15 protein-coding genes are annotated in these 13,238 nt (G+C 70.0%); 7 read left to right on the plus strand and 8 right to left on the minus strand.

The genetic code is table 11. From position 1 onward, the window contains the following. Positions 1 to 44 precede the first annotated feature (44 nt). The gene (gene arsM, locus BU204_RS06535; protein WP_075124654.1) at positions 45 to 800 is read right to left on the minus strand and encodes an arsenite methyltransferase; all 756 of its coding nucleotides are present in this window, start codon (positions 798 to 800) and stop codon (positions 45 to 47) included. 86 nt (positions 801 to 886) lie between these two features. Here arsM and BU204_RS06540 point away from each other — a divergent pair, with 86 nt between their 5' ends. Both BU204_RS06540 and BU204_RS06545 read left to right on the plus strand, forming a co-directional pair. Beyond that, positions 887 to 1,219 carry an ArsR/SmtB family transcription factor gene (locus BU204_RS06540; protein WP_075124655.1) on the plus strand — a complete coding sequence of 111 codons (333 nt, stop codon included), beginning with the start codon at positions 887 to 889 and terminating at the stop codon, positions 1,217 to 1,219. Beyond that, entirely contained in the window at positions 1,216 to 1,641 is a 426-nt protein-coding gene (locus BU204_RS06545; protein ID WP_075124656.1) for an arsenate reductase ArsC, read from the plus strand. The genes BU204_RS06540 and BU204_RS06545 overlap by 4 nt, the downstream gene beginning before the upstream one ends. On the opposite strand, the gene BU204_RS06550 is transcribed toward BU204_RS06545, so the two are convergent. The 3 genes from BU204_RS06550 to BU204_RS06560 are packed head-to-tail and all read right to left on the minus strand — an operon-like array spanning position 1,623 to position 4,910. Next, complete coding sequence (locus tag BU204_RS06550) at positions 1,623 to 4,019, minus strand: ATP-binding cassette domain-containing protein (protein ID WP_075124657.1); 2,397 nt, start codon at positions 4,017 to 4,019, stop codon at positions 1,623 to 1,625. The two genes, BU204_RS06545 and BU204_RS06550, sit on opposite strands and share 19 nt — an antisense overlap. 29 nt (positions 4,020 to 4,048) lie before the next feature. After that, on the minus strand, positions 4,049 to 4,459 hold the full coding sequence (locus BU204_RS06555) for a VOC family protein (protein ID WP_075124816.1): 411 nt from the start codon (positions 4,457 to 4,459) through the stop codon (positions 4,049 to 4,051). Positions 4,460 to 4,469: 10 nt separating this feature from the next. Next, positions 4,470 to 4,910, minus strand: coding sequence for a helix-turn-helix transcriptional regulator (locus BU204_RS06560; RefSeq protein ID WP_075124658.1), 441 nt, complete (start codon positions 4,908 to 4,910; stop codon positions 4,470 to 4,472). Between the two features lie 72 nt (positions 4,911 to 4,982). On the opposite strand from BU204_RS06560, the gene BU204_RS06565 reads away from it, so the two are divergent. Beyond that, complete coding sequence (locus BU204_RS06565) at positions 4,983 to 5,558, plus strand: GrpB family protein (protein WP_233159501.1); 576 nt, start codon at positions 4,983 to 4,985, stop codon at positions 5,556 to 5,558. Positions 5,559 to 5,621: 63 nt separating this feature from the next. After that, a complete protein-coding gene (locus BU204_RS06570; protein ID WP_158073409.1) occupies positions 5,622 to 7,181 on the plus strand; it encodes a sialidase family protein in 1,560 nt (519 codons plus the stop codon). A gap of 13 nt (positions 7,182 to 7,194) precedes the next feature. On the opposite strand, the gene BU204_RS06575 is transcribed toward BU204_RS06570, so the two are convergent. Next, entirely contained in the window at positions 7,195 to 7,608 is a 414-nt protein-coding gene (locus BU204_RS06575; protein ID WP_075124660.1) for a DUF4304 domain-containing protein, read from the minus strand. 129 nt (positions 7,609 to 7,737) lie between these two features. Then, positions 7,738 to 7,860, minus strand: a complete 123-nt coding sequence (locus tag BU204_RS41845; RefSeq protein ID WP_269844629.1) for a hypothetical protein — start codon at positions 7,858 to 7,860, stop codon at positions 7,738 to 7,740. On the opposite strand from BU204_RS41845, the gene BU204_RS06580 reads away from it, so the two are divergent. The 3 genes from BU204_RS06580 to BU204_RS06590 all read left to right on the plus strand — a co-directional run bounded on the left by BU204_RS06580 (position 7,850) and on the right by BU204_RS06590 (position 10,833). Further along, entirely contained in the window at positions 7,850 to 8,521 is a 672-nt protein-coding gene (locus tag BU204_RS06580) for a response regulator transcription factor (RefSeq protein WP_233159503.1), read from the plus strand. The genes BU204_RS41845 and BU204_RS06580 overlap by 11 nt on opposite strands. Positions 8,522 to 8,643: 122 nt before the next feature. Further along, a complete protein-coding gene (locus BU204_RS06585; RefSeq protein ID WP_075124661.1) occupies positions 8,644 to 10,476 on the plus strand; it encodes an acyl-CoA dehydrogenase in 1,833 nt (610 codons plus the stop codon). Positions 10,477 to 10,554: 78 nt separating this feature from the next. Beyond that, positions 10,555 to 10,833 (plus strand): GlsB/YeaQ/YmgE family stress response membrane protein, encoded by a 279-nt coding sequence (locus BU204_RS06590; protein ID WP_075124662.1) that lies wholly within the window; start codon positions 10,555 to 10,557, stop codon positions 10,831 to 10,833. Positions 10,834 to 10,895: 62 nt separating this feature from the next. Here the strand turns inward: BU204_RS06590 and BU204_RS06595 are convergent, their stop codons facing one another. Both BU204_RS06595 and BU204_RS06600 read right to left on the minus strand, forming a co-directional pair. Then, positions 10,896 to 12,896, minus strand: coding sequence for a VanW family protein (locus tag BU204_RS06595; protein ID WP_075124663.1), 2,001 nt, complete (start codon positions 12,894 to 12,896; stop codon positions 10,896 to 10,898). Between the two features lie 9 nt (positions 12,897 to 12,905). After that, complete coding sequence (locus tag BU204_RS06600) at positions 12,906 to 13,199, minus strand: GroES family chaperonin (RefSeq protein WP_075124819.1); 294 nt, start codon at positions 13,197 to 13,199, stop codon at positions 12,906 to 12,908. Between the last annotated feature and the right edge of the window lie 39 nt (positions 13,200 to 13,238).

Below are 13,238 nucleotides of genomic sequence, written 5' to 3' on the forward strand. Positions count from 1 at the left end.
CGTGGCGCGAACAGGCCGTTACACGAGCGGCTACGGCCGTCGCACTACGACGAGGTCGTGGGCTTCACGGCGCGGATGATCGCCGAGTGCATGCCGTCGGCGACCTGGTGGGTGGGGGTGACAGCCACCTCGGTGAAGCCGGCTGACTCGAGGCCCTGGCGGTACTCGCTGATCGAGAGCGCCCCGGCGATGCAGCCGACGTAGGAGCCGCGCTCGGCCCGCTGGTCGGGAGTCACCGTGTCCTCGGCGACCACGTCGGACACGCCCATCCGGCCGCCGGGGGTGAGAACGCGGAAGATCTCGGCGAAGACGGCTGGCTTGTCCACCGACAGGTTGATCACGCAGTTGGAGATCACCACGTCCACCGCCTCGGCGGGGAGTGGGACGTTCTCGATGTCTCCCTTGAGGAACTCGACGTTCTCCGCCCCGGCCTTCGCCGCGTTGGTGCGGGCCAGCGACAGCATCTCCTCGGTCATGTCCACGCCGTAGGCCTTGCCGGTCGGGCCGACGCGGCGGGCCGACAGCAGCACGTCGATCCCGCCGCCGGAACCGAGGTCGAGGACGACCTCACCGGGGCGCAGGTCGGCCACCGCCGTGGGGTTGCCGCAGCCCAGGGACGCGGCCACCGCTTCGACGGGAAGCTCGACCCGCTCGTCGGCCGGATACCGGGCGGCGCCGAACCTCTCGTCCACCTCGACGGCTTGGGGACCGCAGCATCCGCCGCCGGCACTGACGGCTGTCGCCGCCGCAGCGTAGCGAGCCCGGACCGTCTCGCGCAGATCTTCGGTGTGCTCGGTCATGAAAAGGACTCCTTTCGACGCTGCATAGATGGATGTCCAATCACCTTGCCCGTTGGATCGAAGGGTGTCAATATAGAAAGGTGTCGATGTCTTCCTGTTGCGCCGAGCTCACGACGGCTCCGCTGTCCGAGGAGCGCGCCGCCGAGATCGCGCCCGTGTTCAAGGCGTTGGGCGACCCGGTGCGGTTGCGGCTCCTGTCGATGATCGGGTCGGGCGCCGGGGGCGAGGTCTGCGTCTGCGAGCTGACGCCGGCCTTCGACCTCTCCCAGCCGACCATCTCCCACCACCTGAAGCTCCTGCGCCAGGCCGGGCTGATCGACTCCGAGCGTCGCGGCACCTGGGTCTACTACCGGCTCCGTCCCGAGACGACCGACATGCTCGCGTCGTTGCTCCGCCGACCTGCCGAGGTGACGGCGTGAGCGCGGACCTGCCTTCGGTTCTCTTCGTCTGCGTGCACAACGCCGGCCGGTCGCAGATGGCGGCCGCGTTTCTCACCCACCTGGCGCGGGGGCGGGTCGAGGTTCGCTCGGCGGGCTCCCAACCCGCGGACGCGGTCAACCCGGTGGTCGTCGAGGCCATGTCCGAGGTGGGCATCGACATCGCCGCCGAAGTGCCGAAGGTGCTGACCGTCGACGCCGTGCAGGCCAGCGACGTGGTCATCACGATGGGGTGCGGCGACGCCTGCCCGATCTTTCCGGGCAGGCGGTACCTCGACTGGCAGCTCGACGACCCGGCCGGCCGTGAGCTGGCAGCGGTGCGGTCGGTTCGCGACGACATCGAGCGGCGGGTCCGCGACCTGCTGCCGACGCTGGTCGAGCGCTCTCAGCCGCGTCCGACGTAGGCCGCCAGGTGCTGGCCGGTGAGGGTCGCCGGTTTCGCGACCAGGTCGGCGGGGGTCCCCTCGAACACGATCTGACCGCCGTCGTGGCCAGCACCCGGGCCCAGGTCGATGATCCAGTCCGCGTGCGCCATCACCGCCTGGTGGTGCTCGATGACGATGACCGACTTGCCGGAGTCGACCAGGCGATCCAGCAGGCCGAGCAGCTGCTCCACGTCGGCCAGGTGCAGGCCGGTGGTCGGCTCGTCCAGGACGTAGACGCCGCCCTTCTCGCCCATGTGGGTCGCCAGCTTGAGCCGCTGGCGCTCGCCGCCGGACAACGTCGTGAGGGGTTGGCCGAGGCTGAGGTAGCCGAGGCCGACGTCGGCCAGCCGCTCGAGGATCCTGTGCGCGGCGGGCGTGCGTGCCTCGCCGGCGGCGAAGAACTCCTCGGCCTCGGTCACCGACATCGCCAGCACCTCGCTGATGTCGCGGCCACCGAGGTGGTGGTCGAGCACCGACGCCTCGAACCGCTTCCCCTCGCACTCCTCGCAGGTAGTGGCCACCCCGGCCATCAGCGCGAGGTCGGTGAAGATCACCCCGGCGCCGTTGCAGTTCGGGCACGCCCCCTCGGAGTTGGCGCTGAACAGCGCCGGCTTCACCCCGTTGGCCTTGGCGAACGCCTTGCGGATCGGGTCGAGCAGGCCGGTGTAGGTCGCCGGGTTGCTCCGGCGCGACCCGCGGATCCCGCTCTGGTCGATCGAGACGACGTCCGCGCCGGCGGGGATGGAGCCGTGCACGAGCGAGCTCTTGCCCGAACCCGCGACGCCGGTGACGACGACGAGCACCCCGAGCGGGATGTCGACGTCGACATCCCGCAGGTTGTTCCTGGTCGCCCCGCGGATCTCCAGCTTTCCCGTTGGTTTGCGCACCGTCTCCTTGAGGCTGGCGCGGTCGTCGAGGTGGCGACCGGTGGTGGTGTCGCTCGCCCGCAGGTCCTCGATCGTGCCCTCGAAGCAGATGGTGCCGCCCGCCGTACCCGCGCCGGGGCCGAGGTCGATCACGTGGTCGGCGATCGCGATCGTCTCCGGCTTGTGCTCCACGACCAGCACCGTGTTGCCCTTGTCCCGCAACCGCAGCAACAGGTTGTTCATCCGCTCGATGTCGTGCGGGTGCAGGCCGATCGTGGGCTCGTCGAAGACGTAGGTGACATCCGTCAGCGAGGAGCCGAGGTGCCGGATCATCTTGACCCGCTGCGCCTCGCCGCCGGACAGCGTGCCCGAGGGGCGCTCGAGCGAGATGTAGCCCAACCCGATCTCCACGAACGACTCGAGGGTCTGCCGCAGGTTGGCGAGCAGCGGCGCCACCGAGGGCTCGTCGAGATCGCGGACCCACTCCGCCAGGTCGCTGATCTGCATCGCGCACGCGTCGGCGATGCTGATCCCCCTGATCTTGGACGACCGGGCGGCCTCGGTGAGCCGAGTGCCCTCGCAGTCCGGACACGTGGTGAAGGTGACCGCCCGGTCGACGAACGCCCGGATGTGCGGCTGCATCGCCTCCTTGTCCTTGGACAGGAAGGACTTCTGAATCTTCGGGATCAGCCCCTCGTAGGTGAGGTTCACGCCCTCGACCTTCACCTTGGTCGGCTCGCGGTAGAGGAAGTCCTGCATCTCCTTCTTGGTGAACTTGCGGATCGGCTTGTTCGGGTCGATGAAGCCGGACTCGGCGTAGATCCGCACGGTCCACCAGCTGTCGGACTTCCAGCCGGGGATGGTGAACGCGCCGTCGGCGATCGACTTGGAGTCGTCGTAGAGCTGGCTGAGGTCGATGTCGGAGACCGAGCCGCGGCCCTCGCAGCGCGGGCACATGCCGCCGGTGATGCTGAACTCACGCCGCTCCTTCACCTTCTGGCCGCCCCGTTCCACGGTGACCGCGCCAGCGCCGCTGAGCGAGGCAACGTTGAAGGAGAACGCCTTGGGCGAGCCGATGTGCGGCTTGCCCAGGCGGCTGAACAGGATCCGCAGCATCGCGTTGGCGTCGGTCGCGGTGCCGACCGTGGACCGGGGGTCGGCACCCATCCGCTGCTGGTCGACGATGATCGCGGTCGTCAGCCCCTCGAGCACGTCCACCTCGGGCCGCGCCAGCGAGGGCATGAAGCCCTGGACGAAGGTGCTGTAGGTCTCGTTGATCAACCGCTGCGACTCCGCGGCGATCGTGGCGAACACGAGCGAGCTCTTGCCGGACCCGGAGACACCGGTGAACACCGTGAGGCGGCGCTTGGGGATCTCGACGCTGACGTCCTTGAGGTTGTTCTCACGCGCGCCATGTACGCGGATCAGGTCGTGGCTGTCCGCTGCGTGCGACGTGGACGTCGACGTCTCGGTCCTCGTGGCCGTGCTCATCGTGTCTCCATCTGTTGGGCCGGAACGGCTCAGCGCGCCTCGTTGATGCGGACCGTGTTGCCGGCGGGGTCCCGGAAGGCGCAGTCGCGGACCCCGTACGGCTGCTCGGTCGGCTCCTGGACGACCTCGGCGCCACCGGCCTGCACCTGTTCGAAGGTGCCGTCGAGGTCCTTCGTGGACAGAATGATGCTGCTGTAGGTGCCCTTGGCCATCATCTCGGCGATCATGCGGCGCTCGTCGTCGGTGATGCCCGGGTCGGCGCCGGGCGGATACAGGACGATGGACGTGCCAGGCTGCCCGGTCGGGCCGACCGTGATCCAGCGGTGCTCGCCGTACCCGACGTCGTTGCGCACCTCGAAGCCGAGGACGTCGCGGTAGAAGGCCAGGGACGCCTCGGCGTCCTCGTGCGGGAGGAACGTGGCGTTGATGGTGATGTCCATGGCGGCCACGCTAGGCCCGGCTCCGGGCCCGCGCTTCTCGATTCCTGACCGGTCTGGTGACCTGTTTCGCCACGCAGGCGGGAATGCCGGCGGTGGTGCGGGCGGACTCGGCGCGGAAGGTGCTGGGCGGCACGCCGACCAGCTCGGTGAAGCGGGTGCTGAACGTGCCGAGCGACGAGCAGCCCACCGCGAAGCAGACCTCGGTGACGCTGAGGTCGCCGCGCCGGAGCAGCGCCATGGCCCGCTCGATGCGCCGCGTCATCAGGTAGGAGTACGGTGACTCCCCGTAGGCACGCCGGAACTCCCGGCTGAGGTGCCCGGCCGACATGTGCACGCCGCGGGCGAGCGCCTCGACGTCCAGTGGCTGGGCGTACTCCCGGTCGATCCGGTCGCGGACCTTGCGCAGCCGGGCAAGGTCACGCAGCTGCTGCGCGGTAGGCCTGCTGGTCACCCGCGCGATGCTGCCACATCGGACCGACAAACGGGCGAGCGATGACGTCCATGGTTCGTGGGGGGGTGTCCGTTGCCGGATGACGGGCTGGCGGATGACGCGCTGACGGATGACGCGCTGGAGCGGGTGCTCGTCACCGGGCCGCGGCCGGTGGTGGTCGAGCTGGCCGAGTACGACCCGGGGTGGCCGGCGCGGTTCGAGCGGCGGGCGCGTGAGGTGCGTCGGCTGCTCGGAGAGCGGGCTCGGCTGGTTGAACACGTGGGGTCGACGTCGGTCCCCGGGCTCGCGGCCAAGCCGATCATCGACATCGTCGTGGGGATCGACGATCCGGAGGACGAGGGTGCCTACCTCCACGACCTCCAGGCGGCCGGTTACGAGCTGCGGGTGCGGGAGCCGGCGCACCGCTGCCTGCGCGCCGGCGAACCCGACGAGCCGGTGAACCTGCACTGCTATCCCCCGGACCACCCCGAGGTCCGCAAGGTCCTCCTGTTCCGCGACCGGCTGCGCGACGACGACGCCGACCGGCGGCTGTACGAGGACGTGAAACGAGGGCTCGCCGGCCGGCGGTGGCCGGACGTCAACTACTACGCCGAGGCGAAGGGTCCGGTGATCGAGGCGATCCTCGCCCGGGCGGGCTGGCGGGCGTGACCGCGCACCGACCCGGGAGACTGGCCGAAACGCCGTGGGGAACGGGGGCATGGGGTGGCAGCGGTGCGGGCCCGGGGTTTCCGGGCGGTGGGTGTCGACGCGGCGTACTCCGCCTTTCCGAGCATCTGCCGGTTCGAGTCGGGGGACTACCGACTGGTCTGGCGGCAGGGCAGCGACCATGTCGCCTCCCGGGACGGCGTGGTCCGGACGTCGGTCTCCACCGACGGGGGCCTGAGCTGGGGGGCGGCCTCGACGGCCGTCGCCGGGCCGGCCGGCCGTGACCTGCGGGACCCGTGCATCGCCACCTCGAACGGAACCACCTGGCTGACCTACTTCGCCGGAACGACCAGCGATCCGGCGATGGGCGCGTTCGTTCGGATCTCCCAGGACCAGGGCGCTTTCTGGGGTGATGAGATCCGGATCGACCCGGAGCAGCCGTACGCGGCGATCTCCGCGCCCGTCGTGGCGCTGGGCGACGGGCGGCTCCTCGCCGCCTACTACGGCAGGGACACCGGCCACCCGTCCGACTCGTGCTGGCTCGCCACCTCGGCCGACGGCGGGCTCAGCTGGACCCGCACGCCGGTCGCGGACGGTCCGGCCGCGGGTACGCACTTCCAGGAACCCTGGCTCGTCACGCGCGGCGCCGAGGTGTGGATGCTCTTCCGCCACGGCAACCGCTCCGGCATCGGCGCCGCCGTCTCCACCGACGGCGGCGTGAGCTGGTCGAAGCCGGTGGAGCTGTTCCGGGACGCGACGGGACGCCCGGCCGCCGCCTGGCTGGAGTCCGGCGCGCTGGCCGTGGTCGTGCGGCGGATCTCCGACCGCCAGCCGGTCGTGCGCACCAGAGAGGCCGCCGGTGGATGGCTGCCCGCCAAACGCACGCTGAACCAGCCGGCGGCCGGCCCGCTGGGCATGCAGTACGCGCACCCGCTGGTCGTCCCGGGCGGCGTGGTCTGCCCGATCGGCATCGAGCACGACCCGACCTCCGCCAGCCTGCACGTCGGCTGGCTCGCCGACTCCGCTGGCCGGTCCCCGCTCGGTGACGTCTTCCCGGACGAGCAGCTCGCCGTCGCGGCCGACCTGGACCACCTGCTGGTCGCCGACGCCTTCACCCGGGTCGACGGTCCGCTGACCTGGCCGTGGCAGGTCGGCGCGGGGGACCTCGCAGTCGCCGACGGCTACGTCGTGTCCCCGTTCGCCGACGACACCCCCGGCCTGGCCTGGCAGGACGTCGGCACTCCCGACGTCGACCTCAGCGGGGACTTCTGGTGGACGGGGCAGGCCGGGTACGGGCTCCTCGGCCGCGTCGCCGGACCCGGCGCCTACCTGCTGCTGACCGTGGAGACCGGCGGCACCGCCCTGCGGCTCTACCGGGTCAACGCCGGTACCGCCACCCAGCTCGCCGCCGCCGCGGTTGCCGTTCCCCCGGCGACCTGGACCCGGCTGCGCCTGGAGCTGCGCGGCAACCGACTTCAGGGGTTCCTCAACGGGGCGGCGCTGGTGGCCCACAGCCTCACCGGGTCCGAGCAGGCCGACTTCCTGGGCCGCGGCGGGCACGGGATCAAGCTGAACGCCCAGGGCGACGGGGTGCACCGCTGTCGGCTGTGCACCGTCCGCGCCTGACGCGCGAGCGGCGTCAGCCCTGCTGCCGCATGCGGGTCTGCATCGCGGGCAGCGCGAACTCCCGAACGGCCGTGAGGACCTCGCCGGAGAGCGAGTCGAACGGGCGACCCACCTCCAGCTCCCACCACAGCTCGCCGATCGGGTATCCGGCGACCATGACCAGCGCGCCGATCGGGCTCTGCCAGCCCATATGTCCCCTGGCGCCGTCGCTGGCCGGGTAGTACGGGCGGACCCGCAACTGCTCCGCCCACTCGTCCCGCGAGATCACTCCGACGTGGACCGTGAAGCGCACGGCACGCGCGGTGAACGAGCGGGCCTGCTCCACGAGTATCTCGCCCCAGTGCCGCGCGCCCTCGATGCGGAACCGGCGGCCGACGCCGAAGAACCCGAGCGCGCGTAACCCCGGGGCCAGGTTGGTGTCCACCATAAACCTGAACCAGTCTTGCGCGTTGCGCTCGATATCGGACTCCACAGTGACACCAACAGTAGCGGGACGAACCCAGCCGGTGCTAAGTGTTCGTTATCGCCCGTCTCCAAATTCTCCTCCGCCGACGCGTCACGCCCCGAGGCTGTCCGCGTCCCAGATCTGGGACATGACCAGCGAGGAGGGCAGGATGCCGGTGCGCACGAATGACAGACCCCCGATGACGGCCGCGGCGACGATCGGTGTGGCGCTCATCGACGGCACGCCGCTGGTCCGGGAGGGCCTGTCCGCACTGATCCACCGCACACCGGGACTGCGCTGGATCGGGGCAGCCGAGTCCGCGGCGCTGGGTCAACGCCTGTGCGAACGCCTGCGACCCAACGTGGTCGTGGTCGACGCCGCGCTCGACCCGCGCGGGCACCTGTCGCAGACCATCACCGCCGGCAACCGGGAGATCGCGGTGATCGTGCTGGTCGACCAGGCGCACCGGACCAGCCCGTACATCTCGGGTGCGTTCACCGCCGGGGTACGGGCGGTCATCCGGCGCTCGGCGCAGCCCTCCGAGCTGCTCCGGGCCATCCAGGCGGCCCACTTCGACGGTCGCTACCTGGACCCCGCCCTGGCCGCGGCGCTGAACACCCGCGCCGCGCACCGGCGGCGGCCCCAGCAGCAGCTGTCCCGCCGCGAGCACCAGGTCCTCCAGCTCATCGCCGACGGGCTGGAGAACCAGGCGATCGCCGACCTGCTGTTCGTCTCGGTCGAGACCGTCCGCACCCACGTCAAGAGCATCCTGCGCAAGCTCTCCTCCCGGGACCGCACGCACGCGGTCGCCGTGGCGTTCCGGTCCGGTGTACTCGTCGTCGACGAGCCGGATCGACAGCCACCCGTTCCCGAGTCGAGACCTGCTCGCGACTAGTCCAGGCCTTGCTCGCCGCGGGGTCCAATGTGTGGTGCGCGTTTCCTTGCCCAACGCTACCGGCTAGTAATATCCTTTAAGTTACCGCCGAGTAGGGGACCGTCGAACCACGGGGAGCCACCATGGGCCACTACCAGAGCAACGTCCGCGATCTCGAGTTCAACCTCTTCGAGGTGTTCGAGGTCCAGCAGCGCCTGGGCAAGGGCGTGCTGGCCGAGTCCGACGAGGAGACCGTGCGCGGCGTGCTCGGCGAGCTCAACAAGCTCGCCACCGGTCCGCTCGCCGAGGCCTTCACCGACGGCGACCGGAACCCGCCCGTCTTCGACCCGACGACCCACTCGGTCACCCTGCCGGCGTCGTTCCGCAAGTCCTACCAGCAGCTCTGGGACGGCGAGTGGTGGCGGATGGGCCTGATCAACGAGCTCGGCGGCCTCGGCCTGCCCCCGTCGGTGCAGTGGGCCGCGGCGGAGCTCCTGCTCGGCTCCAACCCCCCGCTGTTCATGTACCTCTCCGGACCGAACATGGCCCAGGTGCTGCACCGCAACGGCACCGACGAGCAGAAGCGCTGGGCCGAGATCATGCTCGAGCGCGGCTGGGGCGCCACGATGGTGCTCACCGAGCCCGACGCCGGTTCCGACGTCGGCGCCGGCCGCACCAAGGCGGTCCGCCAGGACGACGGGTCCTGGCACATCGACGGCGTCAAGCGGTTCATCACCTCCGCCGAGCACGACCTGACCGAGAACATCGTCCACCTGGTGCTGGCCCGCCCCGAGGGCGCTGGCCCGGGCACCAAGGGCCTGTCGCTGTTCTTCGTGCCCAAGTTCCACTTCGACCACGAGACCGGTGAGCTGGGCGAGCGCAACGGCGTCTTCGTCACCGGCGTCGAGCACAAGATGGGCATCAAGGCCTCCACGACCTGTGAGCTCTCCTTCGGCCAGCACGACGTCCCGGCCAAGGGCTGGCTGGTCGGCGAGGTGCACAACGGCATCGCGCAGATGTTCCAGGTCATCGAGTACGCCAGGATGATGGTCGGCACCAAGGCGATCGCGACGCTGTCCACCGGCTACCTCAACGCGTTGAACTACGCCAAGGAGCGGGTGCAGGGCGCCGACATGACCCAGATGCTCGACAAGAGCGCGCCGCGGGTCACCATCACCCACCATCCCGACGTGCGCCGCAGCCTGATGCTGCAGAAGGCCTACGCCGAGGGCCTGCGCGCGGTCTACCTCTACACGGCCACGATGCAGGACCAGGTGTGGACCGGTGAGGGCGACGAGACCTCCCTCGACCTGGCCGAGCGGGTGAACGACCTGCTGCTGCCGATCGTCAAGGGCGTGGGTTCTGAGCGGGCCTACGAGCAGCTCGCCCAGTCCCTGCAGACCCTCGGCGGCTCCGGGTTCCTGCAGGACTACCCGATCGAGCAGTACATCCGCGACTCGAAGATCGACTCCCTGTACGAGGGCACCACCGCCATCCAGTCGCTCGACTTCTTCTTCCGGAAGATCGTCCGCGACAAGGGCGTCGCGCTGACCCACCTGGCCGGTCAGATCTCCGCGTTCATCGAGGCGGAGAGCGGCAACGGGCGCCTCAAGGAGGAGCGGGCCCTGCTCAAGCAGGCCCTCGAGGACGTGCAGGGCATGCTCGGGGCGATGTTCGGCTACGCGAGCGGCTCGCAGGAGGACTCGAAGAACATCTACAAGGTCGGCCAGCACAGCGTCCGGCTGCTGATGGCCACCGGCGACCTCCTCATCGGCTGGCTGCTGCAACGCCAGGCCGAGGTGGCGATCGCCCGCCTGGACGCCGGCGTCACCGGTCGCGACCAGGCCTTCTACGAGGGCAAGATCGCCGTGGCCTCGTTCTTCGCCCGCAACGTGCTGCCCGAACTCTCGGCCGGCCGGAAGATCGTCGAGGCCGCGGACAACTCGCTCATGGATCTTGACGAATCCGCGTTCTGATCGTGACGATCACACGGGTGTGAGTTCAGCCGATCGGTGGTACCTCCGGTGCACATTCGATTGTGCTGAGGAGCAGCTATGTGGTCAGTGAGCGCAATTATCGGCCTGCTCATCGCCGGGATCATCCTGGGCATCCTGGGGCGGCTTCTCGCCCCAGGGCGGCAGGCGATTCCCTTCTGGTTGACCATCGTCGCCGGCATCGTCGGCGCCCTGGTCGGCAACCTGGTAGCCGGCTGGACCGGCGTGGCCACCACCGACGGTTTCGACTGGTGGCGGCACATCTTCCAGGTCATCGCCGCGGTGATCGCCGTGATTCTCGCGGCATCGCTGTACCCGAAGGCACGCAGCCACGCCTGAGTCACCCGCGGTGACCGAGAAGGGCCCCGGCCATCCGGCCGGGGCCCTTCTCGGGGTTCGGGTCAGCGTTCGGCCGGCGGTGGCTTGCAGACGATCTTCGGCTGCGGGTTGTACCGGACCGACCGGGTCTTGCGGCTGATCTCCGCGCCGGTCGCCGCGTCGCGGATGATCCGCGTGTCCGTGGTGGTGAAGCCGGGAGCCCCGTCACTCGGGTGGCAGTTCTCCTCCGGCCCCTCCTTCTCCTGCGGCTGGGTGAAGTCGGTCCGACCGCCGGTGACCGACTCGACCTCGTACTTCTTGGTTCCCCAGATCCGCACGGTGATCGAGCCGGGAGTCCAGACGGTCTGGATGGCGACGCCGGTCTCGGTGTCGTTGGTGAACCTGAGGTCGATCACGCTGCTGCCGTCGTGGTTCTGGAAGACCGTCGCCTCGCGCGCGGCCGGGTACCGGCTGATGTAGTAGCTGTGCTCCTTGTGACCGGCATCGGTCATCGCGGCGAAGTACGCGGCGTTGTAGAGGGTGGTGGCGAACTGGGAGATGCCGCCGCCGGTCTCCCGGCCGGGGGCGCCGTCCTTGATCACGCCGGCCTCGACGTAGCCCTGGGCAGCAGTGCGCGGGCCGGTGAACTCGTTGAGGCTGAACGTCTCGCCCGGCTTGACGATCGCGCCGTTGACCTCCTCGGCCACCGTGCGGATGTTGATGCCCGAGTCGTACTTGAAGCCACCGGTGGTGAACTCGCCGATGACCTCCTTGATGCCGAGGTTGTTCGCGGCCTCGGTGGTCACCTTGGCCCGCTTCGGCACATAGGTCGCGGTGAGCTCCCGGCCCTCGGGCTTCTTGAGGACCTCCATCAGGGGCGTGAGGCTCTTCTTCCAGTCGATGCCCTTGCCGTCGACGCTCGGCGTGACCGTCGGCGCGCCGCCGCTGAAGACGATCTCCGCGTCCTTGCCCTCGACCTCGGTCTCGGCGAGCTGGGGCTTGCAGGCCGCGAGGACCTTCTTCTCGTCGAGCTTGACGGTCAGGCCGCCGCCCTTCTCCGCCGGCGTGAACACCAGCGCGGAGGCGATGTGGGTCGGGGTGAGCGTTGCGTCCTTGCCCTCGCCGTGCACGACGACCGGGGCGGAGACAGCCGGCTTCGCGATCTCCTCGAGGGCCTGCTGGACGCCTTCGGAGGTGGTCTTGACCGGCGTCGTGTCGACCGGGAGCTGCACGGTCTTCCCGGTGGCCCAGCCGTCGACCAGCGCCTGCCGGGCACCCTCGGCGTCCAGGCGCTGGCCCTGCTTGGGCTCCACGGCGACCGGCGTCGCACCCTCGAACTTGATCCCGCCCTCGGCCGGGTCCCGGTCGGTCTTGCCGCGGAGGCCCTCGACGGCCGCGGCGAGCCGGCCGTTGTCGGTCGTGGTCGTGATGCCCACCTCTTCGGTGGTGAAGAACGAGGTGAGCCGGGTGATGGGGTTCAGCGGCTGGTCGCCGGCCTCGTCGAGGGTGGCCTTCCAGTCGATGGTGAGGCCTGCCTTGTCCGGCTCGACGGCGGTCTTCACGTCGCCGGCGACGACCTCCACGGGTTGGGTCAGCCGCGGCTCGATCTGCCGACGCAGCATCGCCTCGGCGTCCAACCTGCTCTCCCCGCCCACGTCGACGCCGACGACCGTGACGCCGCGCGGCACCTCGCCGGTGGTGAGCGCGAGGTCGACCCCGTAGAGGACCGCGAGCGCGCCGAAGACGGCCCCGCCGATCAGGGCCGCCTTGCGCTTGCCCGACCTCTTCGTCGCCCCGTCCTCACCCGGCGGGGTCCCCGGCACGGCCGACGCCGGCGGGTGCAGCCGGACCGTCGGCTCCTCACCGGTGGGTGGGCCGACGGGAGGCCACGCGGGACCGGCTGGCTGGCCGCCCGGCAGCTGGGTCGTGGGTTGCGAACTTGCCGGCCCCGGTGTGGTAGGCGCCGAGGTGTCAGGGCTCGCGGGATGGGGTATCTGGGTGGTACCGCCCTGGGTGTCGGGTTTCTGCACGGGCGCGAGCACGTCGGTCTGCTCAGCGTGTGACTTCGGCCACTGTGGCTCCACGACTGCTCCTCAGAGATATAAACCCGTGCCGTGCTCGGTGCGTTCGGTGGCGATCGCGTGAATGTCCCGCTCCCGCATCACCAGGTAGGTCTGCCCGTGGACCTCGACTTCTAGCTGGTCGTCCGGGTTGAACAGCACCCGATCGCCGACCTTCACGTTCCGTACGTTCGTGCCGGCACCGAGCACGTCACCCCAGGCCAGTCGTCGGGCCATCTGGGCCGTGGCCGGGATGACGATGCCACCGGAGCTGCGCCGTTCCCCTTCCTCGGGAGTGAGCCGCACCAGCACCCTGTCGTGCAGCATCTGGATCTCGAGTTTGAGCTCAGGCACCGAGGCATGATA

It is taken from the genome of Actinophytocola xanthii (genome assembly GCF_001921205.1).
GTDB classification, from domain to species: Bacteria; Actinomycetota; Actinomycetes; order Mycobacteriales; family Pseudonocardiaceae; genus Actinophytocola; species Actinophytocola xanthii.